Raw genomic sequence first — 23713 nt, forward strand, 5'->3', positions numbered from 1 at the left:
CTTCCGGGGGGGACGTGACGCGGCCCCGTTCGCCGGGAGGGGCCAAGGGGGCCGGGAGCGCAACCGCTCTTGGCCCCCTCATCCGCATTTTTCACCCTCACGTGCAGGGAAGACGTCGCGCGGGCTTGACAACGCTATTGGTCTGGACCACCTTATACGCACGCCACAGGGGCCCCTGAACGCGCACTGGCACCACCTCCCCCACATCCCCCCACGCACGGAGGCTGTCGTGGTACGCGCACAGTTCACCAAGCGGCTGCTCGGAGCCGCCGCAGTCGTCGCCCTCGCCGCAGGAGGGCTCATATCCGCCGGCTCGGCCAACGCGTCCGAGGAGCACCCGGACGCGAAGCAGCACGCCGCCGCCGTCCCCGAGCACGCCGTCACCGGCTACTGGCAGAACTTCGACAACGGCGCGGCGAAGCAGAAGCTCTCGGACGTCCCCGACGACTACGACATCATCGCGGTGGCCTTCGCCGACGCCACCGGCACCCCCGGAGCGGTCGACTTCAAGCTCGACCCCGCCACCGGCTACAGCGACGAGCAGCAGTTCAAGGACGACATCAAGGCCAAGCAGGCGGCCGGGAAGTCCGTGATCGTCTCCGTCGGCGGCGAGAAGGGCTCCATCTCGGTCAGCGACGACGCCTCGGCGGACGCCTTCGCCTCCTCCATCACCGGCCTGATGGACAAGTACGGCTTCAACGGCGTCGACATCGACCTGGAGAACGGCGTCAACTCCACGTACATGACCAAGGCCCTCAAGGCCATCCACGACAAGAAGAGCGATGTCGTGGTCACCATGGCGCCGCAGACCATCGACATGCAGTCGGCGTCCACCGAGTACTTCAAGACCGCCCTGGCGATCAAGGATTTCCTGACGGTCGTCAACATGCAGTACTACAACAGCGGCTCGATGCAGGGCTGTGACGGCAAGGTCTACTCCCAGGGCTCGGTCGACTTCCTCACCGCTCTCGCCTGCATCCAGCTCGAGAACGGTCTCGACCCGTCCCAGGTGGGCATCGGCGTGCCCGCCTCCACCAGCGGCGCCGGTTCCGGCCATGTCGAGCCGGGCGTGGTCAACGACGCCCTGGACTGCCTCGCCAAGGGCTCCGGATGCGGCTCCTTCAAGCCGTCCAAGACCTACCCCGGCATCCGTGGCGCGATGACCTGGTCCACCAACTGGGACGCGGCCAACGGGAACGCCTGGTCGAAGGCGGTCGGCCCGCACGTCCACGGGCTGTAGACCCGCAGAACGGGAACGACAGTTCGACGTACGCCGGTGCGTCCCGCCCACGACGGGCGGGGCGCACCGGCGTACGGATGTTCGCTAGGGCTTGGGCAGCACGCAGCCCGCCAGGTTGAGGTTGATCTTGTTGCCGGTGGTCACACACTTGGTGATGGGGTAGGTCTCCTGGGCGTAGTTGATGCCCTGGCGCACCGTCACCGTGCCGTTCTCGTCCACCTCGCACGGGTTGTTGAGGGTGCAGCGGCCGCCGTCCTCGTTGCCCGTGTTGTTGACAGCCACGACCTTGCCGGACGCCGGGTCGACGACGGGGGAGCCCGACGTTCCGCCGATCGTGTTACAGGCGGAGGTGTAACGGACCGAGTCCTTCCAGGTCCAGTCCCCCTCCTTAAGGCGGTATGCGAATCCGTCGATATTGCAGGAGTAGATCTTCTTCCAGTAGCCGGAGACCACATTGATGGCGGAGCCCTGGGTCGGGTGGCTGTCCGACAGTGTCAGCGCCTTGATGCCGTACGACGACTGGATCTGGGCGTACGTCGACGTCAGCTGGTACAGCGAGATGTCGGTGTCGGTCATCGTCGCGTACGCGACCTTGCTCGCCCGGACGGTGCCGGCCCGGCCGCCCGAGGCGGTCAGCAGGGTGAAGCTCCGGCTGGACGGCTGGTCGACGATCACCTCTCCCGCGCCGGGGAAGCCGCTCTCCAGGCAGTGGCCGTTGGAGAGGACGAGCGCGGGGTCGCTGTCGGCCGAGCCCGGCGTGCGGACGACGGAGCCGGAGCAGTTGCTGAGCGCCACCGTGCCCGCGAAGTCGACCGCCTTCGGGGCCTTGGCGGCCTTGGCGGAGACCTTGGCGGGGGCCGGGGCCTTCGCGGGGGACGCGGCCGTCGCGGGCGCCGCGCCCGCGCCGACGAGGGTCGCGCCGCCCAGTAACAGGGCCGAGAGCGCACCGACGAGAGATCTGTTCATGCGGGGGGTTCCTTCCCTCGATGAGAGATTCCTTCGGCTTCGACCATTTCCCACCCTTGCGCATGTCATGCGCATGGCCGAACACTGGCGCAGCAGTCGCTCGCCCTTAACCCCCCAGGAGATGTCATGCGACGTCGCATCCGCGGTAGACGGGCCACCGCCCTCACCGCCTTGCTCACCCTCGCACTCGCCGCCCCCATGGCAGCTCAGGCCGACGATCCCGCTCCACGGCCCGGCACCGAGCGCACCGCCCCACCGGCCGACCAGGCCGCCGCCGACCAGGGCGTGCGGCAGTACGAGGTATCCGGCCCCGCCACCAAGGCCGACCGCTCCGCGGTCGCCGCCACCGGGGTGTCCATCGACGAGGTGGACGCCCGCTCCCTGGTCGTCACCGCCGACCCGGCGCAGGCCGAGCGGTTGCGCGCGCTCGGCTACCGGCTCACCGCGCTCCAGGGCCCGCCCGACCGTACCGAGGGCAGGGCGGCCAAGCCCTTCGACTTCCCGTCGGCCGATGCGAAGTACCACAACTACGCCGAAGCGAATGCCGAGATCAACGCGGCGGTGGCCAAGTATCCGTCGATCCTCAGCAAGCGCGTCATCGGAAAGTCGTACGAGGGCCGCGACATCGTCGCCCTCAAGATCAGCGACAACGTGGCGACGGACGAGAGCGAGCCCGAGGTCCTCTTCACCGCCCATCAGCACGCCCGTGAGCACCTTACGGTGGAGATGGCGCTCTATCTGGTGCGGCAGCTCACCGAGGGCTACGGCAGCGACTCCCGGATCACCAGCGCCGTCAACGGCCGGGAGATCTGGATCGTCCCGGATGTGAACCCGGACGGCGGCGAGTACGACATCGCCACCGGCTCCTACCGCAGCTGGCGCAAGAACCGCCAGCCCAACTCCGGCTCGTCGTCGGTGGGCACCGACCTCAACCGCAACTGGGACTTCAAGTGGGGCTGCTGCGGCGGCTCCTCCACCTCGCCCAGCTCCGAGACCTACCGCGGCCCCCGCGCCGCCTCCGCCCCCGAGGTGAAGGTCGTCGCCGACTTCGCCCGCAGCCGGGTCGTGGGTGGCAAGCAGCAGATCAAGGCCGCGATCGACTTCCACACCTACAGCGAACTGGTGCTGTGGCCCTTCGGCTGGACCTACGACGAAACCACCACCGGCATGACGCGGGACGACTACGACGCCTTCGCCGCGGTCGGCAAGAAGATGGCGGCGAGCAACGGCTACACCCCCGAGCAGTCGAGCGAGCTCTACATCACCGACGGCGCGATCGACGACTATCTGTGGGGCACCCAGAAGATCTTCGCCTACACCTTCGAGATGTACCCGACCTCCTCCGGCGCCGGCGGCTTCTACCCGCCCGACGAGGTCATCGACCGTGAGACCAGCCGCAACCGCGACGCGGTGCTGCAACTCGTGGAGAACGCGGACTGCATGTACCGCTCGATCGGCAAGGAGGCGCAGTACTGCTCGTGAGCCGGGGTCGTACGGCCCGACGCGGGCGCCGTCCCGGCGGGGAAACCCGCCGGGACGGCGCCTCACGAGGGCCCAGCTGCCACGTGCGCCCGCGTCAGCCGTCGTTCTCCGCCGACGGGATGTAGGCGCCCGGCACGTCCTTGGGAGCGTAGATCTTCTTCTCGCCCGGGTACGGCTTCGCCCAGTTGTGCGTCTCGTACCACGTGAGGTGGTTCATCTGGGCGGGGGGAGCGTAGTCCGGAACGGCGTTGGGACCGGTCAGCCGCTGCTTCGACTTCCACTGGTCCCACTCGGCGGCGACGTCCTTCATGTCCGCCGGCACCGAGGCCGACGGCACGGCCGCCGCCTTCGGGCTCTGCGCCGCGGGGGTGTCGAGACCACAGGACGGCGGGGTCTTCACCCCGTCGGTCAGCGAGGTCCGGTTGGGCAGCGCCTTGAACGGCGTGAGGTCCGGGCTCCGGGTGAACGCCGAGGCCATCGTGGTGGCCGCGGTGTCCTTCTGGTTCATCGGCTGGATCCCGAGGATCTGCTCGATGGTCCGGACCATGTTGATCTGCGAGTAGTAGTGGCTGTCCACCGTGGAGTGCTTGGCCCAGGGGCTGATGATCTGGACCGGGGCACGGTGGCCGTCGACGTGGTCGAGACCCGCCTGGGAGTCGTCCTCGACGACGAAGATCGCCGAGTCCTTCCAGTACTTGCTGTGCGAGATCTCGTCGACGATCTGGCCCACGGCGAGGTCGTTGTCCGCGACCTGGGAGGCGGGGCTCACCGGGCCACCGGTGTGGTCGCTGGAGAGCCAGAACATGTTCAGGTTCGCCGGACCGTTCTTCTTGAAGTCCTTCTTCCAGATCTGTGCCCGGTAGATGTCCGGCACGCTGGTGTCGAACTTCGGGAAGCCGTGCACCGACACATCGTTGAGCGACGGGATCGGCGAGGTCGAGTTCAGCGGGTAAGCGGTGTCCTGACCGGTCGACGCCATGTTCTTGGTGTCGCAGTACAGGTTCTGCCAGCTGGCGTCCGCCGGCTTGGTCAGGAACTGCTGGAACTCACCGAAGTTCCGGACCGACTTGCGGGCCGCCTGCGCACCGGTCCAGATGAAGCCGGTCTTCTGGTGGCCGAGGGCATCGTCCTCGGTGTCGTAGCTGCGGGCGTACTCACCGGCCGAGGACTCGGTGTACTCCGGGTCGTCGGCCTGCATCAGCCAGTTGTGACCCTCGGCGGAGTTGGTGCCGATGTCGTATGTGTTGTCGTACAGGCCGAACTGCCTGGCCAGGGCGTGCTGGTTCGGCGTGACGTTCTCCCCGAACTCGGTCAGCGACGGGTCGCCGTTGCCCTGCGGCATATCGCCGAAGACCTGGTCGTAGGTCCGGTTCTCCTTGACGAGCAGGAAGACGTGCTTGATCGTCGAGGGGTCACCGAGCTTGACCGGGACCGGCACCGGCTTGGCCGGGGTGCCGTCGGTCTTCTTGAGGGACTCGCCGTTCCAGCCGTTCTGCTTGAAGACCTTGCCGGTGGAGGACCTGATCACGCTGTCGTCGGGCAGCGTGAACTTCTGCACGCTCGACGTCGTGTCGTGGGTGCCGTGACCGCCAGTGGCCTTACGGCGGGCGTCGACGCCACGGGTGTTGGAGACGTAGACCTCCTTGCCGGAGGTGGTGATCTCCGAGGGGAAGTAGTCCGTGGGGAGCAGACCGACGTAAGAGACCGGCTCCTGCGCGGAGGTGAACTTGTAGACGGCGACGGCGTTGGCGCGGCCGAGGGTCACCAGCAGGTGGCCGTCGTCGGTGAGGGTCACCGCGTCGGGCTCGTAGCCCACCCGGGCCTTGGCCCACGGCTGGGTGGAGATGGTCTGGACGACCTTGTCCTTCGCCGTGTCGATGACCGACACGTTGTTGTCGGCGGTGTTGGTGACGAACACCACGCCGTTCTTGGCGTACACGGCGGTCGGGTGCAGACCGACCTCGATGCTGGAGACCGCGGCGTCCTGCTTCGCCAGGTCGATGACGCTGACCGTGCCGCTGGTGGTGGCGGCGGTCTTCTGGTCGGCGAGTACCTGCGTGCCGTACGAGTTGATGGTGGGCTCGCCGGGCTTGGCCGGGCGGCCGCCCTCGTTGCTCACGTAGAGCTTCTTCCCGACGACGGCCATGCCGCGCGGGGCGTTGCCCACGTTCCAGCTCTGCTTGACGGTCCCGGTCGCGGCGTCGATGGCGACGACCCGGTTCTGGCCGTTGACCGCGGAGTACACGGTCTTGCCGTCGGCCGAGAACACCGCCGCGGCCACCAGGGCGTGCTTGGCGCCCTGCGCCGGGATGCTGACGGTCCGCGGGCTGGAGACGCCGCCGTCCGCGTTCACGGTGAACACGGTGTAGCCGTCCGGCTGGCCCAGCCACAGCTGCTTGCCGTCGGGCGAGTAGGTCGGGCCTTCCTGGCCCACGTTGTTGCTGCCGATGCGGGGGTTCGACGACGCGGCGTTGCTGACCAGCTGCTGCGTCTTCCAGTTCTTCAGGTCCACGATGGCCAGGGCCGCGCCGCCGTCGGTGACCGAGGCGGCCATGTGTGTGCCGTCCGGGCTGACCGAGGACGACATGATCTTGCCCTGGTTGATGACAAGACGGTCGCCGTACGGGGCGATGTACTGGTTGCTGGAGACGACCTGGCCGTTCTTGGTCACCTGACCGACCTGCTCCGTGCCGAACTGCTGGGTCTGCCCGAGCGCCGTGCCGGCGGCCACGAGGGCGACGGCGGTGGTGCCCGCCGTCAACAGCGGTATCCGGCGGCCGATGCGTCTGCTGATGAGGTTGATCCGGGCTTCCTCGACGAGTTTGCGGCGGCGAGTCACCTGCATTGAGGGTTATCCCTTCGGGGTGGTGTCGAGCAGTTCGACGTTGCCGTCGAACTGCCACAGCGGGTTCGGCGCGTCCCCATCGGGGGTCCGCACCAGGAAGTAGCCGTTCACTTCCTTCGGTCCATCGCCATCGGCCATGAACCGCCCGTCCGGAGTGACGTCGAGTTGGTAGATGGCCTGTCCGGTGGCCTCGACGCCGGGAAGATGCCAGGTCACGACGCAGCGCCAGTCATTGCCCGGACCTTCGGCCGCGACCCTGACGCTTCCCTTGTTGCACGCCGCCGTGGCCTTCAACTGGGCCTCGGTGACGGCGGGCCGGTTGAGCTGGTCGGCCTGCATGCGGTACAGGTGCGCGAACGCCGTGGCGAGCGAGCGCTGCACCTTGTCCTGCTCGATCCCGGAGCCCGTCGCCGAGGTCGTCGCGGCGACGACCGCGAACGACGCGGCGGCCACCCCGACGAGCGGCAGGACGCCGACGGTGATCGCGCGGCGGCCCGAACCGTCGTGGGCCGGGTTGGTGAAGTCGCGCCGTACGAAGAGCACATACGCCAGCGCCGTCGCGACCACGGCCCACACCAGGCTGACAACCATGCCGATCAGCAGCGGGCCGAGTTGTCGCGGGCTGGTGAACAGACCGTTCCAGGAGATGAAGGCGTAGCTCGGCAGGGCGACGCGCACGGCCACCGGAAGCGGCAGCATCTGGGCGACCGCCATCGCGAGCGAGACGAGCACGGGCACCAGCAGCCCCATCGGGGACCGTCCCAGCGTGACCGACCCGAGGAGGCCGAGCGCGGCGAGCGCCAGGGTCGGGGCGAGGACGCAGACCCAGGAGAGCAGGACCGAGACGGCGGCGTCCGACGGTGCCAGGAGATGGCCGTCGAGACCGACCAGCGGCTGGTCGCCGACCACTAGGAGGCCGCCGACGGTGCTGGAGACCGCGAGCCCGGCCACGAGCAGCAGCAGGACGGTGAGACTGGCCACCGCCTTCGCCACGAAGATCCGCCGGGGCGAGCGGACCGCGACGAGCAGATGGCGCCAGGTGCCGAGCCGGTCCTCGGAGGCGAACACATCACCGGCCACGACCGAGGTCAGCAGCGGAAGCGCCCAGGTCCCCGCGAAACCGAGCATCACCAGCGGCCCGGCCCATCCGGAGGCGAGCATCCAGCGCCCGAAGAGGGTGTCGACGGGAAGCGTGCTCTGCCGGCTCACCCCGGCGACGAAGAGGGCGGGAGCGATCCAGCAGGCGAGGACCAGCAGGCGGATCCGCCACTGGGAGACGAGCTTGACGAACTCGAAGCGACAGGCGCGGGTGACGGGGACGCGACGGCCCCCGGCCGGCTGCTCGCCTTCCTGTTCCGGGCTCCGGGTGAGGGTCGCGGTCATCTGCCCGCCTCCTGCTGTTCGGTGAGGGCGAGCTCCTGCTGTTCGGTGAGGGCGAGAAACGCGGTTTCGAGCGGCGACACCACGGGAGTGAGCTCGCGCAGCGCGACGCCCCCCTCCACGAGCCGCGCCACGAGCTGGTCGAGGGCGGGCACCAGGGCCCGTACGACGAGCAGTCCGGCGTCCTGCCGTACCCCGGCGCCGTCGACGACCTGGATCCCCGGCGCTTCGTCCGCCAGCCGGCGCGCGGCCCGTGGGTCGGAGGTGAGCAGCCGGTAGTCGAGTTCACGGTTCTCGGTGGCCAGCTTGGACAGCGGGCCGGAGAAGACGACGCGTCCGGCGGCCAGGATGGTCACCTCGGAGCACAGCGCCTCGAGGTCGTCCATGTTGTGGCTGGAGAGCACGACGGCGGTTCCGCCGGCCGCGAGCCGGCCGAGGACACCGTGCACATGCTTCTTGCCCGCCGGGTCGAGACCGTTGGACGGTTCGTCGAGCACCAGCAGCCGGGGCTTGGTCAGCAGGGCGGCGGCGAGCCCGAGCCGCTGGCGCATGCCGAGGGAGAAGCCGCGGGTGCGGTCGTCGGCGACGTCGGTGAGTCCGACCTCGGCGAGTACGTCGTCGATCCCCGCCGTGCGCGCGTCGTGGCCGCGGAGCGCGGCCAGCGCGGCGAGGTTCTGCCGTGGGGTGAGCGAGGGGTAGAGAGCGGGGCCGTCCACGAAACCGGCGACACCGTCGGGAGCGTCGAGTGCCCGCTCGACCGGTGTACCCAGGACCTCCAGGCGACCGCTGTCGGCCACCGCGAGCCCCAGCAGCAGGCCGAGCAACGTCGTCTTTCCGGCGCCGTTCGGTCCGACCAGGCCGTGGATCTGCCCCTGCGTCACATCGAGATCGATGCCGTCCAGCGCGACGACATCACCGAAGCTCTTCGTGATACCGCGAGCCCGGATTGCGCGGAGTTCTTCCATGGGTTCCTTCCTTCAAGTGCCGGAAGGACCCTATGAATTGATCATGCCGCTCATGGGGGTGGAGAGTTGAATGTATGGAGAACACGAGGCGACTTGGCATGCGCGATGGAGCGGAATTGAGCTAGCGGCGACGGCCCCCGAATCCCGGCGGTCTCTGCCGGGATTCGGGGGCCGTCGTCATGAGGGGGCGCGGGGCCCGTCCGCTAGATGACGAGGCTCAGCAGGGCCGCCACCACGAAACCGGCCACGGACAGCACCGTCTCCAGGACCGTCCAGGACTTCAGCGTGTCGCTCTCGGAGATGCCGAAGTACTTCGCCACCATCCAGAAGCCGCCGTCGTTGACGTGCGAGGCGAAGATCGAGCCCGCCGAGATGGACATGATGACCAGCGCCAGATGGGCCTGCGAGTAGTCGCCGCCGGAGAGCATCGGGGTGACGATGCCCGCCGTCGTGACGATCGCGACCGTCGCCGAGCCCTGTGCCACCCGGAGCACCACCGAGATCAGCCAGGCCAGCACGATGACCGGCAGGCCCGCGCTGTCGAAGGCGTCGGCGAGGGCCTGGGCGACCCCGCTGCCCTTGAGGACCGCGCCGAAGACGCCGCCCGCGCCGACCACCAGGAGGATGTTGCCCACCGGCTTGAGGGAGGCGGTGGAGACGGTCTCCAGGGACTTGCGGGACCAGCCGCGCCGGATGCCCAGCAGGTAGTAGGCGAGGAGCAGGGCGATCGTCAGCGCCACGAAGGGGTGGCCGAAGAACTCGATGACCGAGCGGCCGGTGCTCGGGTCCAGCGCGACGGAGGAGAACGTGGCGCAGAGGATCAGCACGAGCGGGGTGCCGATGATCGTGAGCACCGTGGCCACCGAGACCGGCTGCTCGGCCGGGGTGGCGCCGGAGGCGCGCTGCTGGGCCGCGACCGCCTCCCGGGACTCCTCGGCCGCCTCCACCATGTCCTGCGGTACGGGCACGAAGATGCGCTTGCCGATCCAGGCGGCGTAGCCCCACGCGGCCAGCACCGACGGGATGCCCACGACGATGCCCATCAGGATGACCCAGCCCAGGTCGACATGGAGCAGTCCGGCCGCGGCCACCGGGCCGGGGTGCGGCGGCAGGAAGGCGTGGGTCATGGACAACCCCGCGAGCAGCGGCATCGCGTAGAGCAGGATCGACTTGCCGCTGCGCTTGGCGGCCGCGTAGACGATCGGCGCGAGGACGAAGATGCCGACGTCGAAGAAGACGGGTATGCCGAAGATCAGGCCGGTGAGCCCCATCGCGAGCGGCGCCCGCCGCTCCCCGAAGAGGCCGAGCAGCCGGGCGCTGAGCGCCTCCGCGCCGCCGGAGACCTCGAGGATCGCGCCGAGCATGGTGCCCAGGCCGATGATGATGGCTATGTGGCCGAGTATGCCGCCCATACCGGTTTCGATGAGCGAGACGGCGTCGGACTTCTGGACCGTGCCGAAGAGTTCGGTGACCGAGAGACCGGCGGCCAGACCGACCGCGATGGAGACGCCGAGCAGCGCCACGAAGGGCTGCAACCGGACCTTGATGATCAGGTAGAGCAGAAGGGCGATACCGAGGGCGGCGACGGTCAGCAGACCGGCGGTGCCGTGGATGAGGGCGAGCAGACCACCGGTGTGGGGTGGGGTCTCGGCAGCGGGAGCGGCCGCGAGCAGCATGGGGAACTCCGGGATGTGGGTAGGGGGTATCGCCGCACGGCGGGGGGCCGCGCGCGGGGAAAATCTGGGGCGGAACCTGGGTGTGGGGGATCAGGGCTCGAGCTTCCGACGACGGGGACGGTGAGGACGAGTCAGGGGTGGAACCCGCGGTGGGCGGGGAAAGCTCCCGCCCGCCGCGGGGTTCGGGGTCGGCCGGCCGTTTCGCGCGGCGGCCGCTTCGGGGTCAGCCCAGAACGGCGAGGGCGTCGATCTCGACGAGCAGACCGGCCGGAAGGCCGACGTAGACCGTCGTACGGGCGGCCGGGGCCTCCTTGAGGTCGGCGAAGAACTCGTTGTAGATCTCGTTGAATTCGGCGAAGTGGCCGGTGTCGGTGAGGTAGACGCGCACCATCATGGCGTCCTCCCAGCTCGCGCCGCCCTCCTCCAGCACGGACTGCACATTGCGCAGGGTCTGGAGGGTCTGCTCGCGCAGGGTGGGCCCGACGGGGGTGGGGGCCTGGCCCGGGACGGCGGGGCCGAAGCCGACCTGACCGGCGACCTGGAGGATGTTCCCCTTCTTCACACCGTGGGAGAACTTGGCGGGCGGGGCGGTGTGCGTCGCCGGGGTGATCGCGGTCTTCTGGAGCTTCTCGGTCATGAGGAGGTCTCCTCGGCTCTCTTCTCGGGTGTTTCGGCTGTTACTTGGGAGGGGTTCTGCGAGGTGTGGGACGCCGGTGCGGACGCCGGGGCGCCGCCCGAGTATTCCCGGCTGATCTCCTCCGCCGTGCGGCGCACCAGCGGCAGCAGGGAGAGGAGTTCATCGGAGCTGACGACGACGTTCGGCGCCGATACCGAGCAGGCGGCGACGACCCGCCCGTCCGCTCCCCGGATCGGTGCCCCGACGCAGTTGATGGACTCCTCGTGGCCGCCGAAGTCGGTGGCCCAGCCCTGGTCGCGCACGGTCGCCAGCTCCTTGAGGAACGCGGCGGCGTTGGGCGTCGAACGGGACGTGTACGCGGGGTAGGTGAGCCGCTCGGCCAGCGTCCGCCGCTCGGGCTCGGGCAGATCGGCGAGCAGCAGCTTGGCCACGGCGGCCACGGTGATGGCCACGGGCTTGCCGATCCGCGAGTACATCCGCACCGGGTAGCGGCTCTCCACCTTGTCGATGTAGAGCACCTCGTTCTCCTCGTACACCGCGAGGTGGACGGTGTGCCCGCACCGTTCGTTGAGCGCCACCAGATGGGGGTGGGCGATCTCGCGTACGTCGAGGTTCTCGACCGCCTCCTGCGCGAGCGCGAAGAGGCGGGCGCCGAGGCGATAGCGCTGGTCCTGCTGGCGGTAGACCATGCCGTGCTCATGGAGGGTGCGCAGCAGCCGGAGCGCGGTCGACTTGTGCACGCCCAGCCGCGTGGCGACCTGCTCCAGATTGGCCGGCCCCTCCGCCAGCAGCGGCAGGATGCTCAGCGCTCGGTCGACGGTCTGGCTCATGAGTCGGGTACCTCCACCGCTGCGGTCTCGGCCCACTTTTCGGCGGGACTCGGCAGATCTGTCCAGCCGGGGCCGAATCGCAGTGTGCCCCACCGCGTGGCATCGAGTGCCACCAGGTGGTCGGCGTGCGCACGGGAGGGCGGGGTGCCGAGGTCGCCGGGGACGGTGAGCGCGGCGGCGGCCATGAGATGGCCGTGGCGCAGCCGTTCGGCGACGGACAGCCCGCGCAGGGTGCCGGAGAGGAAACCGGCGGCGAACGCATCGCCCGCGCCGACGGGGGCGACGACGTCGACGCGCGGGGCGGGTTCGAAGGTGACGGTGTCGGTGCCGTCGCCGTCCGGATGGCGGGCGTAGGCGGTGGCACCGGCGCCGCCCTGCTTGACGATCAGCACCTGGGGTTCGGGCAGCGCGGCCCGTATGGCCTCCGGGCCGCGTACTCCCCAGACCGCCTCGGCCTCGTCCTCGCCGACGAAGACGAGGTCGCAGCGGCGGGCGAGGTCGAGCAGGACGGCGGGCCCGCTTTCGGCGTCGTCGGCTCCCGCTTCCCGCTGCCAGAGCGAGACCCGGTAGTTGAGGTCGAACGAGACGAGGGGGCGGCCGGGGGCGGGGGCGGTCAGCTCGCGCATCAGCGCGCGGCAGTCCGCGGAGAGGGCCGGGGTGATCCCGGTCAGATGGAGCACCCGGCCGGACCAGGCCCGCTCCCGCGGGACGAGCGCGGGGGACATGGCCGCGGCGGCGGATCCGGCCCGGTAGTAGAGCACCTCGGCGAGCGGTTCCGAGGCGGCGTCACCGCCGTCCCCCTCGGCCGTCTCGGAGCCGACGGCACGCTCCCCCGCCGTACGGAAGTAGATCCCGGTGGGGCGGCGCGGATCGCGCTGGACGTACGCCGTGTCCACACCGGTGGCCGCGATCTCCCGTACGAGGTGCTCGCCGAAGCCGTCCGTGCCCACCCGGCTGATCCAGCGCGCGCTGTGCCCGGCGCGGGCCAGGCCACAGGCGACATTGGACTCGGCGCCGCCGATGCCCCGGGCGAACGAGGGGACATCCGACAGCCGGCCCGGCCGGGACGGCACGAAGGTCACCATCGACTCGCCAAGACATACGACATCGACGCTGCGGAGGTGGGACACGGTTGGTCTCGCTCCTCGTGGGTGGTGGACGGAGGGGGATACGGATGGGGGTACGGAACGGATGAGGGTACGGATGGGGGTCGGCCACACACCGTTGACCCGGTGCTGGGCGGGATGTTAGACAGCGCTAAGCGTTATGCGCAATGAACGTTGCAGATATTGCAACCGGAATCGTTATGGAGGCGCTCCATGGCCACCGACCACCGCGACCAGGCCGTCGCCGCCCTCGCGCGGGAGCGCGTCGACCACCGCTTCAAGGGGCTGCCGCCGAGCGCCGAGGGCCTTACGGTCGGGGAGCTCGCCGCCGAGCGGCGCTCCCTGTTCACCGGCGGTTTCACCACGCCCGTACTGGCGCTGTCGGCCGAGGCCCTGGAGCACAACCTGGTGGCGATGGAGCGCTACTCCGCCGCCCATGGGCTCGCCTTCGCCCCGCACGGCAAGACCTCCCTGGCCCCGCAGCTCTTCGAGCGCCAGCTCGCGCACGGGGCCTGGGGCATCACCGCGGCCGTCCCCACCCAGGTGCGGATCTACCGGGCCTTCGGCATCCAGCGGATCTTCCTCGCCAACGAGGTCGTCGACGCCGCGGCTCTGCACTGGCTCGCGGCCGAACTCGACGCCGACCCCGACTTCCGCTTCATCGCCTACGTCGACTCGGTGCGCGGCGTGGAGCTGATGGACGCGGCCCTGCGGGAGGCGGGCGCGCGGCGGCCGGTCGATGTGGTGGTCGAGCTGGGCGGCGGCGAGGGAGCGCGCACCGGGGTCCGTACGGAGGCGGAGTGCGCGGCGGTCGCCGACGCGGTCGCGGCCGCCGGGACCCTGCGACTGGTCGGGGTGGCCGGTTACGAGGGCGAGGTGCCGAAGCCGGACGGCGAACGGGTACGGGCCTGGCTGCGCCGCCTCACCGCACTGGCGGCCGACTTCGACGCGGCGGGCCGCTTCGAGGATCTGGACGAGGTGGTCGTCAGCGCGGGCGGCAGCGCCTGGTTCGACGCGGTGGCGGACGTGTTCGCGGAGCTGCCCACGCTGTCGCGGCCGGTGCTGAAGCTGCTGCGCTCGGGTGCGTACGTCTCCCACGACGACGGCCACTACCGGCACCTCACCCCCTTCAACCGCGTCCCGGAGGAGGGCGAGCTGCACCCGGCCTTCCGCCTGTGGGCCCAGGTCGTCTCGCGCCCCGAACCCGGCCAGGCCTTCCTCAACGCGGGCAAGCGGGACGCGGCCTACGACCTGGACATGCCCGAGCCCCAGCTCATCCGCTCCGCCCGGGACGCCACCACCCGCCCCGCCACGGGCCTCACCGTCACGGCCCTCTCCGACCAGCACGCCTGGGTCTCGGTCGCGGACGACACGGCGCTGGAGGTGGGCGACTGGGTGGCCCTGGGCCTCTCCCACCCCTGCACCAGCTTCGACAAGTGGCAACTGATCCCAGTGGCGGAGTCGGACGGCACGGTCACGGACTACATCCGCACCTTCTTCTGACCCACCCTTCCCGGCCCCGGGTCTCCGCCCCGGGGCCGGGTCCGGGGTGGGGGTTGGGTGGGAAAACGGACAGTGCGGCCCAGGTGTGGGCGGCAGGAAGCGAGGGCAACCCCATGGAGCTGGTCATTCGCGGTGCGGACGTCATCGACGGCACCGGGCGAGCCCGGTATCGGGCGGACGTGGCCGTCGACGGCGGCCGGATCGCCGCCATCGTGCCGGAGGGGAGTGGGGCGCGCCCCACCGCCCGCCGCGTCCTGGAGGCCGACGGCCTCGCCCTCTCCCCCGGCTTCATCGACATGCACGCCCACAGCGACCTCGCCCTGCTCCGCGACCCCGACCACTCCGCGAAGGCCGCCCAGGGCGTGACCCTGGAGGTCATCGGCCAGGACGGGCTCTCGTACGCGCCCGTGGACGACCGCACGCTCGCCCAGATCCGTACCGCCATCACCGGCTGGAACGGCGACGGCTCCGACATCGACTTCACCTGGCGCACCGTCGGCGAGTTCCTGGACCGCCTCGACCACGGCTTCGACGGCCAGGGCATCGCGGTCAACGCCGCGTACCTCATCCCCCAGGGCACCGTCCGCATGCTCGCCCTCGGCTGGGAGGACCGCGACGCGACGCCCGCCGAGGTCGAGCGGATGAAGGCGCTGGTGGCGGAGGGTCTTGAGCAGGGGGCCGTCGGCCTGTCCTCCGGGCTCACCTACACCCCCGGGATGTACGCCTCCGACGCCGAACTCACCGAGCTGTGCCGGGTCGTGGCCGCGTACGACGGCTACTACTGCCCGCACCACCGCTCGTACGGCGCCGGCGCCCTGCGCGCCTACGAGGAGATGGTGGCCCTCAGCCGGGAGGCGGGCTGTGCGCTGCACCTCGCCCACGCCACCATGAACTTCGACCTCAACAAGGGCCGCGCCCCCGAGCTGCTCGCCCTCCTCGACGCCGCGATCGCCGACGGCGCCGACATCACCCTCGACACCTACCCCTACCTCCCCGGCTGCACCACGCTCGCCGCGATGCTGCCGAGCTGGGCGGCCGAGGGCGGCCCCGACGCGGCCCTCGCGCGGCTGCGCGACGACGCCGAGGCCGAGCGCATCCGGCACGTCATGGAGGAAGAGGGGGCGGACGGCTGCCACGGGGTGCCGATCAACTGGGACACCATCGAGATCTCCGGTGTGAACGACCCCGCCCTCGCCGAATACATCGGCAAGACGGTCGCCGCGAGCGCCCGCGAGCGAGCCGAGGCCCCCTGGGTCACCGCGCGCCGTCTCCTCCTGGACGACCGCCTCGGCCCGACGATCCTTCAGCACGTCGGGCATGAGGAGAACGTCCAGGCGATCATGAAGCACCCCGCCCACACCGGCGGCAGCGACGGCATCCTGAACGGCGCCAAACCGCACCCCCGCGCCTATGGCACCTTCCCCCAGTACCTGGGCCGCTACGTCCGTGAGCTGGGCGTCCTCACCCTGGAGGAGTGCGTGGCCCACCTCACCGCCCGCCCCGCGGCCCGCCTCCGCCTCCCCGACCGGGGCCGGATCCGCGAGGGCCACCGCGCGGACCTCGTCCTGTTCGACCCGGAGACGGTCGCGGCGGGCTCGACGTTCGAGGCCCCGCGCACCCTGCCGACCGGCATCCCCCACGTCCTCATCGACGGCCGTTCCGTCATCGAGGACGGACGGCGGACGGACGTCCTCGCGGGGCGCGCGATCCGCCGCGGGTAGCGCAACAGACCGTCAGGCCGCCGCGCCCCCGGCCGGGAGCTCCGCCGGGTACGGCTCGCCGAAGTCGGCCGAGCGGCTGACCTTCTCCCAGGCGGTCGCCTCGGCGAGCTGGTGCTGGGAGTAGTCCCGCGCCATGGTCGCCGCGTTCACGCCCAGCGGGAGATGGCCCGGGACCTCGCCGCGGTGAACGGTCCGCACGATGATCTCGGCGGCGCGCTCAGGGTCCCCGGCCGCCCCGTCCGTGCTCTGCCGCACCCGCCGGTTCATCTCCCCGACGGTCGCGTCATAGGCGTCCGGGATCGGGTGGACCGTCATGGAGGAACCGGCCCAGTCGGTGGCGAAGCCGCTCGGTTCGACGACCATGACGCGCACGCCGAGCGGCGCGGTCTCCGCGGCGAGGACCCGGCTGAAGCCGTCCACCGCGAACTTGGCCGCCTGGTACGAGGCGATGCCCGGCGATCCGCCCACCCGGCCGCCGATCGAGGAGATCTGCACGACGGTGCCCGATCCCTGCTGCCGCAGCGCGGGAAGCGCGGCCTTCGTGACGTGGTAGACGCCCCAGAAGTTCGTCTCGAACTGGGCGCGGAAGTCCTCGTCGTCCGAGGTCTCGATGGGCGACACATTCGCGTATCCCGCGTTGTTCACGAGCACGTCGATGCGCCCGAAGCGGGCGAGCGCCGCCTCGACGGCCTCGCGCGCCGCCTCGGGGCGGGTGACATCCAGCGCGAGCGGATGAACGCGGTCGCCGTACTCCTTGAATACCTCCGCGAGCGCCTCGGGGCGCCGGGCCGTGGCCACGACGCGATCACCGGCCTCGAGGGCGGCGGTGACCAGGGCGCGGCCGAGACCGCGCGAAGAACCGGTGATGAACCAGACCCGTGAACCCATAACCTGTGAACTCATACCGTTAGTACAACACCGTTCTCTTATTTACGCAACACCGTTCCGTTAAAGGTTCCTATGATGTCCGGCATGACGACGCCTGCCTTCCAACGTGCGCGCAGTGCCCAGGCCAAGCAGGCACGGGAAGAGGCGATCCTGGACGCGGCCCGTGCCCTCGCCCGCGAGCGCGGGGTCCGGGACGTCACCCTCACCGACATCGCCGGGGCCGTGGGGATGCACAAGTCGGCCCTGCTGCGCTACTTCGAGACGCGGGAGCAGATCTTCCTCAGGCTCACCGCGGAGGGCTGGCGGCAGTGGTCCGCCGAGCTGCGCGGCGATCTCGGACGCCGGACGCACGCCACGGCCCCGGAGGTCGCCGAGGTCGTCGCCGCCACACTGGCCGCCCGGCCGATGTTCTGCGACCTGCTGTCCCAGGCGCCCATGAACCTCGAACGCAATGTTTCGATCGACTCGGTGCGCGACTTCAAACTGGTGACGCTCGAGGAGATCGAGCTGATCGACGACGAGCTGCGACGGCTGCTCGGGCTGACCGAGCTCCAGACCGTCGACCTCGTCGCCACGGCCACCAGCCTGGCCGGGGCCCTGTGGCAGATGGCCAGCCCCGGCCCGCGCCTACGAGAGCTCTACGAGACCGACCCCCGCCTCGGCCACGCCATCGTCGAGGTGGCACCCCGCCTGCGCCGCGTCCTCACCGCCTTCCTCACCGGCCTCGACACGGACCCCTCGGCGACACCGGCCCCGAACCACAGCTAAGCGCTTCGCTGGAAGTGCCCCAACCTGCCGTCGATCGTCTGCGGCGCCGTCGTGGCTGGTCGCGCCCACGCGGCGGAGCCGCATATCGACACAGCCCGCGCCCCTTCGGGGCGCCACCGAACCGCGGCCGACTTCCACCAATCCGCTGAGCGACACCCCATAGCCGCCCGAGCCGTCCCGTCAGGGGAAGCGGACCGTGACCGTGAGGCCGCCGTCCGGCCCCGGCACCGCGCGGACGTCGGAGCCATGGGCCTGTGCGATGGAGCGGACGATGGACAGGCCCAGGCCGTGGCCGGTGGTTCCGACGCGGTCCTGGCCCAGGCGGCGGAAGGGTTCGAAGAGGTCGTCGAGCCGGTCGGGATCCACCGGCCGGCCGGTGTTGGTCACCTCCAGGGTGCGATCGGCCACGGTCACCTCGATCAGGCCCCGCGGGCGGTTGTACTGGATGGCGTTGCGGACCAGGTTCGCGACCAGGTGGCGCAGCAGCACCGGGTCACCGGCCAGCGGGAGCGGGCCCGCGATGGAGGTGCGCAGCTCCAGGCGTTTCTCCTCGGCCGCCGGGCGCAGTTCGGCGGCCGCCGTCGCGGTGATGTCGGCCAGGTCGACGGGTTCGGTCCCGTCCAGGCCGCGGTCGCTGCGAGCGAGCAGGAGGAGGGAGGCGGTCAGCCGTTCGGCCTCGCGGTTGGTGGACATCAGGTCGTCGCGGACTTCGGCGAGGTGGCCGGGCAGGGGATCGGCGAGGCCGACCTCGATGCTGGTGCGCTGCGCGGCCAGCGGGGTGCGCAGTTCGTGGGAGGCGTTGGCGACGAAGCGACGCTGGCTGTCGAAGGCGCGCTGGAGCCGGTCGAGCATGGTGTCGATGGTGTCGGCGAGGCGGCGCAGCTCGTCGTCCGGGCCGGTGAGGGCGAGCCGCTCGTCCAGGTTGGTCTCGCCGATCCGGCGGGCGGTCTCGGTCACGGCCGCGACCGGCCGCAGCGCACGGCCGGCCAGCCACCACCCGATCAGTCCGGCGAACAGGGCCATGACGACCAGGCCGACGCCGGACCACAGGAGCATCTGGTGCAGGGCCGCGTCCTGCACCGCCTGCACGGTCGTCTCGACCTTGCGGAGGGCGACTCCGCCGTGGACGCGTGGTGTCGGCCCGCCTTCCCGGACCCGCCCGAAGGCGCCGGGGGGCGGGGCCACCGGTGAGGCCCCGTCGTCTGGGGTGTCGACGGGCAGCCGCCGTGTCTCGATGCCCACGAGCTGCTCAGCGGTGCCGTGCCTGGCCAGGATCACCACGAACGCCAGCAGAGCCGCGCCCGCCAGGAGGAACAGCGAACTGAAGGCGGCCGCGAGCCGGGCACGGAAGGGCAGCCGGGCCAGCGCGCGACGCGGGTCGAAGGCGCCGAGCCGTTTCACCGCAGCAGTCCGGGCGCGCTGTGCAACCGGTAGCCGAGGCCGGTGTCGGCGGTGATGGCGTCCGGGTCGCCCAGCTTGCCGCGCAGTCGGCTGACAGTGGCGCGTACGGCGCTGGTGCGCGGGTCCATGTGCTCGTCCCAGATCGTGCGGACCAGGTCCCGGTGGGTGACGTGGGCGCCACGGGCCTCGAGCAGCAGCTGAAGTACGGCGAACTCCTTGGGGGTGAGGCTGACCGGGCGTGCGTCCACGTGGACCTCACGCCTGGCGCGGTCCATGGTGATGCCCTCGTGGCGCAGCACGACCGGGGACGGCTTGGGGGCGCGCCGCGCCAGGGCGCGTACCCGGGCCACCAGTTCGGCGAAGTCGAAGGGCTTGGCCAGGTAGTCGTCGGCCCCCAGCTCCAGGCCGTACACCTTGTCCATCACCTCGGCGGCGGCGGTCAGCATCAGGATGCGCGGCGCGTCCCGCAGCTCGCGCAGCCGCCGGCACACCTCGTCGCCGCTCATCACCGGCAGGTCCCGGTCGAGGATCAACACGTCGTACTCGGTGCCCAGACACATCCGCTCGGCCTCGTCACCGGACACGACGAGATCAACCGCCATCGACTGCCGGCGCAGACCGGTCGCGATGGTGCGCGCCAGCACGTGGTGGTCTTCGGCTACCAGAACCCTCATGCGCCCATGGAAACAAACCGGCGATTGCAGGGGCATAAGCACGACCGTCGGCACAACACTCCCGCGTGCCCGGGGACTTGCGCTGATCTGCCGCTTTTATATCGCTGTAACGGCCCTTACCCGGCTGCAAACGCCCCTTTGCTCTGCTGGGCGCCATGAACTTCGTCAAGCGGGCCGCGTACAGCCTCGTCGCCCGCAAGGGAAAGTCGGCGATCCTCCTCGGGATTTTCGTGGTGGTGTGCACGCTGCTCCTCGGCGGGTTCCTGCTCCAGGGGGCGACGGCCCGACAGGAGGCCGAGGCACAGCGCCGTATCGGTGTCGACGTCACGGTGCGGGGGACGCGTCTCACCGCCGGGCCGGCCGCGAAGCTGGGGGCCTCGCCCCTGGTGGAGCGGTACAACCCGGTGCTGCGCGGAGTGCCGCGGGCACCCGGTCTGAAGCTGGTGGAACCGGGCGCGCCACGCCCGCCCGGCGCGAAGGACGGAGCGGACGGGCCGGGACTGGCCGGTGTCCGCGAGACGGAGATGCTCCTGGGCTTCGCCACCGGGCGCACAAAGGTGATCGCGGGGCGCGCCATCACCGCGGCCGACGCGGACCACGAGGTGGTCATGGTCGAGGAGCGGGCGGCCGAGAAGAACCGGCTGACGGCCGGCGACCGGATCACCCTGGCCTCGCCGGACGGCAGGACCAAGTCGTTCGAGGTCGTCGGCGTCTTCCAGGACCCGGCCGAGGTCCCCGACGCCTGGCTGCCTCCCGCCGAGATCCCGGCCAACCAGCTGTACGTGCCCATCGGTTCGCTGCGTGGCCTGGGCCTGGGTGAGCACCTGGCCGAGGCGGTCTACAAGATCCGCTCACCGGAGCGGGCGCGGGCCCTCCACACCGCGGCGGCGCGGCTGCTGGGCGCGGACAAGGGCTTCCGCTTCGACGTGAACGACAAGGCGTACCGCGACCAGGTCCAGCCGCTACGGCGGGTGGGCGCCTTCGCCGAGGCGGTGGTGTGGCTGATCGCGGTTGCCGGCGCGGTGATCCTCGGCCTGATCGTGACGCTGACGATCCGGGAGCGGCGGGACGAGCTGGGCATGCTCCTCGCGCTGGGCGAGAAGAAGTGGAAGCTCGTCGGCCAGCACACCGTCGAAGTGGCCGCGGTCGCCGTACCGGCCCTGGCCTGCGCCGCCGTCGCCGCCGGACTCTTCGGCGGGCAGCTGGGAGACCGGCTGCCCGCCCAGGAGGCCACGGACCGGCCCACCGCCCTCGCCCCGCGGACCGAACCCCTCCCGCACGCCGAGGTGCGGCTGACACCCGGCGATCTCGGCAAGGTCGCCGGCACGAGCCTGGGTATCGCGCTGGCCGCCACCGTCATTCCCGGCATCGGCATCCTCCGCCTGCACCCCCGCTCCATCCTCACCGACAGCGACTGACCACCAGCGGCCGATCAGCGCCGATCAGCGGCGACGAACGGCGACGAGCGGCACAACACGGACAAGGACCTGGACATACATGAACTTCCTCAAACGCGCGGGGCTGAGCCTGTGGGCGCGCAAGGGCAGGACCCTGGTGATGCTGGCGACCTTCCTGGTCATGTCGGCCATGGTGCTCGGTGGCGTCCTCATCGACGACGCCACCGCCCGCGCCGGCGAACAGGCCAAGCGCAAGATCGGCGCCGACGTCACCCTGGACATCGACATGGATGCCCTGACCGGCGGGGGCGGCGGCCTCCAGGCCCCGCAGATCAGCGCCGACATCGTGGACAAGATCGGCGCCTCACCCCTGGTGGAGTCCTACAACTACGACTCCTTCAACGGCGTCGAGCTGACCGGCGGCAACAAAATCGTGGGCAAGTCCATGGATCCGTCCCGGCCCAACTTCACCCTGGCCATGGGGGTGCTGGACTCCCGGCTGATGCCCGACTTCGCCAGCGGCGAGTGGAAGCTGCTCGCCGGCAAGCCGCTCACCGCCGCCGACAAGGACCGCGACGCCGTCCTGGTCGAGGAGCGGCTGGCGAAGAAGAACAACCTCCACCCGGGCGACAAGATCAAGCTCGGCCCGAACGATCCGGGCAGCAAGGGCACGGCTGAATTCACCCTGCGGGGCATCTACCGCGATCCCTCCGACAAGCCCGACCCCGAGTACATGCAGTTCCCGGCGGACCGGCTGATCATGCCCTCCCACGCCCTGAGCCGGCTCAACGGCGAGCAGGGCGGGTCGACGCGGCTCGGCGGCGCCACTTTCAAGCTCAAGGACCCCGCGACGTTCGACGCGTTCAGGTCCTGGGCCGGGAAGCAGGCCGGGTCCGCCCTGGACGGCTTCAAGCTCGGCATCAACGACAAGGCCCTCCAGCAGATGACCGGCCCGATGTCCTCGGTGTCCTCCTCGGCCACCGCCGCGATGTGGCTGATCGGCATCGCCGGCGCCACCGTCCTGGCGCTGCTGGTGACCCTCGCGGTCAAACAGCGGCACAAGGAGTACGGCGTCCTCCTCGCCATGGGCGAGAAGAAGGGCAAGGTCATCGCCCAGCAAGCCGTGGAGATCGTCGCGGTCGCCGCCCTGGCGATCGGACTGAGCTGCCTGATCGCCGAACCGCTCACCCAGAGCGCCGGCAACGCGCTGGTATCCAACGAGGCGGCGGCGGAACGCAAGAAGATCAACTCCTGGACACCGCCGCCGCCCGGCCGGACCGGGGTCGACCAGGGCCTCGATCCGAACGACCAGCCGGTCGAGGGCGCCGACCCCATCGACGAGATCACCGTCCGCCTCGACACCGGCGCCCTGTCCACCATCGCCGGAACCGGCCTCGGCATCGCCCTGCTGGCCACCGCCATACCCGCCGCTTCCGTACTGCGCCTGAATCCCAAGTCCATCCTGACGAAGGGCAAGTGACCGCCAATGGCCTCCCCGACCCTCACCACCCCCGCTCCGGTCCTCCGGCTCTCGGGCGTCAGTCACACGTACACCGGGCAGCGCCACCGCGCCACCGTCCTCAAGAACATCGACCACGACTTCCACCGCGGCACCTTCTACGCCGTCCTCGGCCCCTCCGGCAGCGGCAAGACCACCCTCCTGTCACTGGCCAGCGGCCTGGACGCGCCCACCCGGGGAACCGTCAGCTTCGACGGCACCGACCTCACCCGCATCGGCCTGGGCCGCTACCGCAACAAGCACGCGGCCACCATCTTCCAGCAGTACAACCTGCTCACCTATATGACGGCCGTGCAGAACCTCACCACCGCCATGGAGATCACCGGCACCAGGGGCCGCGACAAGAAGGCCCGCGCGCTCGAACTCCTCGAACGCGTCGGACTCGACGAGCAGCAGGCCACCCGCAATGTGATGCGGTTGTCCGGCGGACAGCAACAGCGCGTCGCCATCGCCCGCGCCCTCGCCTGCGACGTCGACATCCTCTTCGCCGACGAACCCACCGGCAACCTCGACGAGGACACCGCGGCCGGGATCATCCGCATCTTCCAGGAACTCGCGCACGACCAGAACAAGTGCGTCATCGTCGTCACCCACTCCCAGCAACTGGCCGCCGAGGCCGACCACACCCTCACCCTGCGCAAGGGCAGGCTCTCGGCATGAAGGGCAGGCTCTGGGCGAGTGGTGCCCGCTCAGCCCCGCGGCCCCGCTCAGCCCC

At 70.5% G+C, this 23713-nt stretch carries 19 protein-coding genes; 8 read left to right on the forward strand and 11 right to left on the reverse strand.

Annotation, left to right across the window (positions count from 1 at the left end; all coding sequences use genetic code 11):
- Positions 1-229 precede the first annotated feature (229 nt).
- The gene (locus ACT2CW_RS12825) at positions 230-1240 is read left to right on the forward strand and encodes a chitinase (RefSeq protein ID WP_445516601.1); all 1011 of its coding nucleotides are present in this window, start codon (positions 230-232) and stop codon (positions 1238-1240) included.
- Between the two features lie 84 nt (positions 1241-1324).
- Here ACT2CW_RS12825 and ACT2CW_RS12830 read toward each other — a convergent pair whose 3' ends face one another.
- Positions 1325-2206 carry a S1 family peptidase gene (locus ACT2CW_RS12830; RefSeq protein WP_138914040.1) on the reverse strand — a complete coding sequence of 294 codons (882 nt, stop codon included), beginning with the start codon at positions 2204-2206 and terminating at the stop codon, positions 1325-1327.
- A gap of 126 nt (positions 2207-2332) precedes the next feature.
- On the opposite strand from ACT2CW_RS12830, the gene ACT2CW_RS12835 reads away from it, so the two are divergent.
- The gene (locus tag ACT2CW_RS12835; protein WP_445516602.1) at positions 2333-3688 is read left to right on the forward strand and encodes a M14 family metallopeptidase; all 1356 of its coding nucleotides are present in this window, start codon (positions 2333-2335) and stop codon (positions 3686-3688) included.
- 94 nt (positions 3689-3782) lie between these two features.
- Here ACT2CW_RS12835 and ACT2CW_RS12840 read toward each other — a convergent pair whose 3' ends face one another.
- The 7 genes from ACT2CW_RS12840 to ACT2CW_RS12870 form a co-directional block, all read right to left on the reverse strand.
- On the reverse strand, positions 3783-6533 hold the full coding sequence (locus tag ACT2CW_RS12840; RefSeq protein WP_445516603.1) for a phosphoesterase: 2751 nt from the start codon (positions 6531-6533) through the stop codon (positions 3783-3785).
- 6 nt (positions 6534-6539) lie between these two features.
- Entirely contained in the window at positions 6540-7916 is a 1377-nt protein-coding gene (locus tag ACT2CW_RS12845; RefSeq protein ID WP_445516604.1) for an ABC transporter permease, read from the reverse strand.
- A complete protein-coding gene (locus ACT2CW_RS12850; RefSeq protein WP_445516605.1) occupies positions 7913-8878 on the reverse strand; it encodes an ABC transporter ATP-binding protein in 966 nt (321 codons plus the stop codon). The genes ACT2CW_RS12845 and ACT2CW_RS12850 overlap by 4 nt, the downstream gene beginning before the upstream one ends.
- Positions 8879-9081: 203 nt before the next feature.
- Positions 9082-10554: a GntP family permease gene (locus tag ACT2CW_RS12855; RefSeq protein WP_138914052.1), complete on the reverse strand. Its 1473-nt coding sequence runs from the start codon at positions 10552-10554 to the stop codon at positions 9082-9084.
- Positions 10555-10777: 223 nt separating this feature from the next.
- A complete protein-coding gene (locus ACT2CW_RS12860; protein ID WP_138914053.1) occupies positions 10778-11191 on the reverse strand; it encodes a RidA family protein in 414 nt (137 codons plus the stop codon).
- Entirely contained in the window at positions 11188-12021 is an 834-nt protein-coding gene (locus ACT2CW_RS12865; RefSeq protein WP_164428639.1) for an IclR family transcriptional regulator, read from the reverse strand. Before ACT2CW_RS12865 ends, ACT2CW_RS12860 begins: the two co-directional genes overlap by 4 nt.
- The gene (locus tag ACT2CW_RS12870) at positions 12018-13151 is read right to left on the reverse strand and encodes a sugar kinase (RefSeq protein ID WP_182473430.1); all 1134 of its coding nucleotides are present in this window, start codon (positions 13149-13151) and stop codon (positions 12018-12020) included. Before ACT2CW_RS12870 ends, ACT2CW_RS12865 begins: the two co-directional genes overlap by 4 nt.
- 189 nt (positions 13152-13340) lie before the next feature.
- On the opposite strand from ACT2CW_RS12870, the gene ACT2CW_RS12875 reads away from it, so the two are divergent.
- Positions 13341-14630: an alanine racemase gene (locus ACT2CW_RS12875; protein WP_445516606.1), complete on the forward strand. Its 1290-nt coding sequence runs from the start codon at positions 13341-13343 to the stop codon at positions 14628-14630.
- Positions 14631-14743: 113 nt separating this feature from the next.
- Complete coding sequence (locus ACT2CW_RS12880; protein WP_445516607.1) at positions 14744-16351, forward strand: N-acyl-D-amino-acid deacylase family protein; 1608 nt, start codon at positions 14744-14746, stop codon at positions 16349-16351.
- Positions 16352-16363: 12 nt separating this feature from the next.
- Here ACT2CW_RS12880 and ACT2CW_RS12885 read toward each other — a convergent pair whose 3' ends face one another.
- Positions 16364-17239: an SDR family NAD(P)-dependent oxidoreductase gene (locus tag ACT2CW_RS12885; protein ID WP_445516679.1), complete on the reverse strand. Its 876-nt coding sequence runs from the start codon at positions 17237-17239 to the stop codon at positions 16364-16366.
- An 84-nt stretch (positions 17240-17323) separates the two neighbouring features.
- Here ACT2CW_RS12885 and ACT2CW_RS12890 point away from each other — a divergent pair, with 84 nt between their 5' ends.
- Positions 17324-18007, forward strand: coding sequence for a TetR/AcrR family transcriptional regulator (locus ACT2CW_RS12890; protein ID WP_445516608.1), 684 nt, complete (start codon positions 17324-17326; stop codon positions 18005-18007).
- A gap of 180 nt (positions 18008-18187) precedes the next feature.
- Here the strand turns inward: ACT2CW_RS12890 and ACT2CW_RS12895 are convergent, their stop codons facing one another.
- Together ACT2CW_RS12895 and ACT2CW_RS12900 are read right to left on the reverse strand one after the other, a co-directional pair.
- Positions 18188-19408: a sensor histidine kinase gene (locus ACT2CW_RS12895; protein ID WP_445516609.1), complete on the reverse strand. Its 1221-nt coding sequence runs from the start codon at positions 19406-19408 to the stop codon at positions 18188-18190.
- Positions 19405-20082, reverse strand: coding sequence for a response regulator transcription factor (locus ACT2CW_RS12900; RefSeq protein ID WP_445516610.1), 678 nt, complete (start codon positions 20080-20082; stop codon positions 19405-19407). Before ACT2CW_RS12900 ends, ACT2CW_RS12895 begins: the two co-directional genes overlap by 4 nt.
- A gap of 155 nt (positions 20083-20237) precedes the next feature.
- Here ACT2CW_RS12900 and ACT2CW_RS12905 point away from each other — a divergent pair, with 155 nt between their 5' ends.
- The 3 genes from ACT2CW_RS12905 (at position 20238) to ACT2CW_RS12915 (ending at position 23658) form a co-directional block, all read left to right on the forward strand.
- Complete coding sequence (locus ACT2CW_RS12905; protein ID WP_445516611.1) at positions 20238-21500, forward strand: ABC transporter permease; 1263 nt, start codon at positions 20238-20240, stop codon at positions 21498-21500.
- A 79-nt stretch (positions 21501-21579) separates the two neighbouring features.
- Positions 21580-22959 carry an ABC transporter permease gene (locus ACT2CW_RS12910; protein WP_445516612.1) on the forward strand — a complete coding sequence of 460 codons (1380 nt, stop codon included), beginning with the start codon at positions 21580-21582 and terminating at the stop codon, positions 22957-22959.
- Positions 22960-22965: 6 nt separating this feature from the next.
- Positions 22966-23658, forward strand: coding sequence for an ABC transporter ATP-binding protein (locus ACT2CW_RS12915; RefSeq protein WP_445516613.1), 693 nt, complete (start codon positions 22966-22968; stop codon positions 23656-23658).
- Positions 23659-23713: the final 55 nt, after the last annotated feature.

Source organism: Streptomyces sp. NEAU-174 (assembly GCF_052665095.1).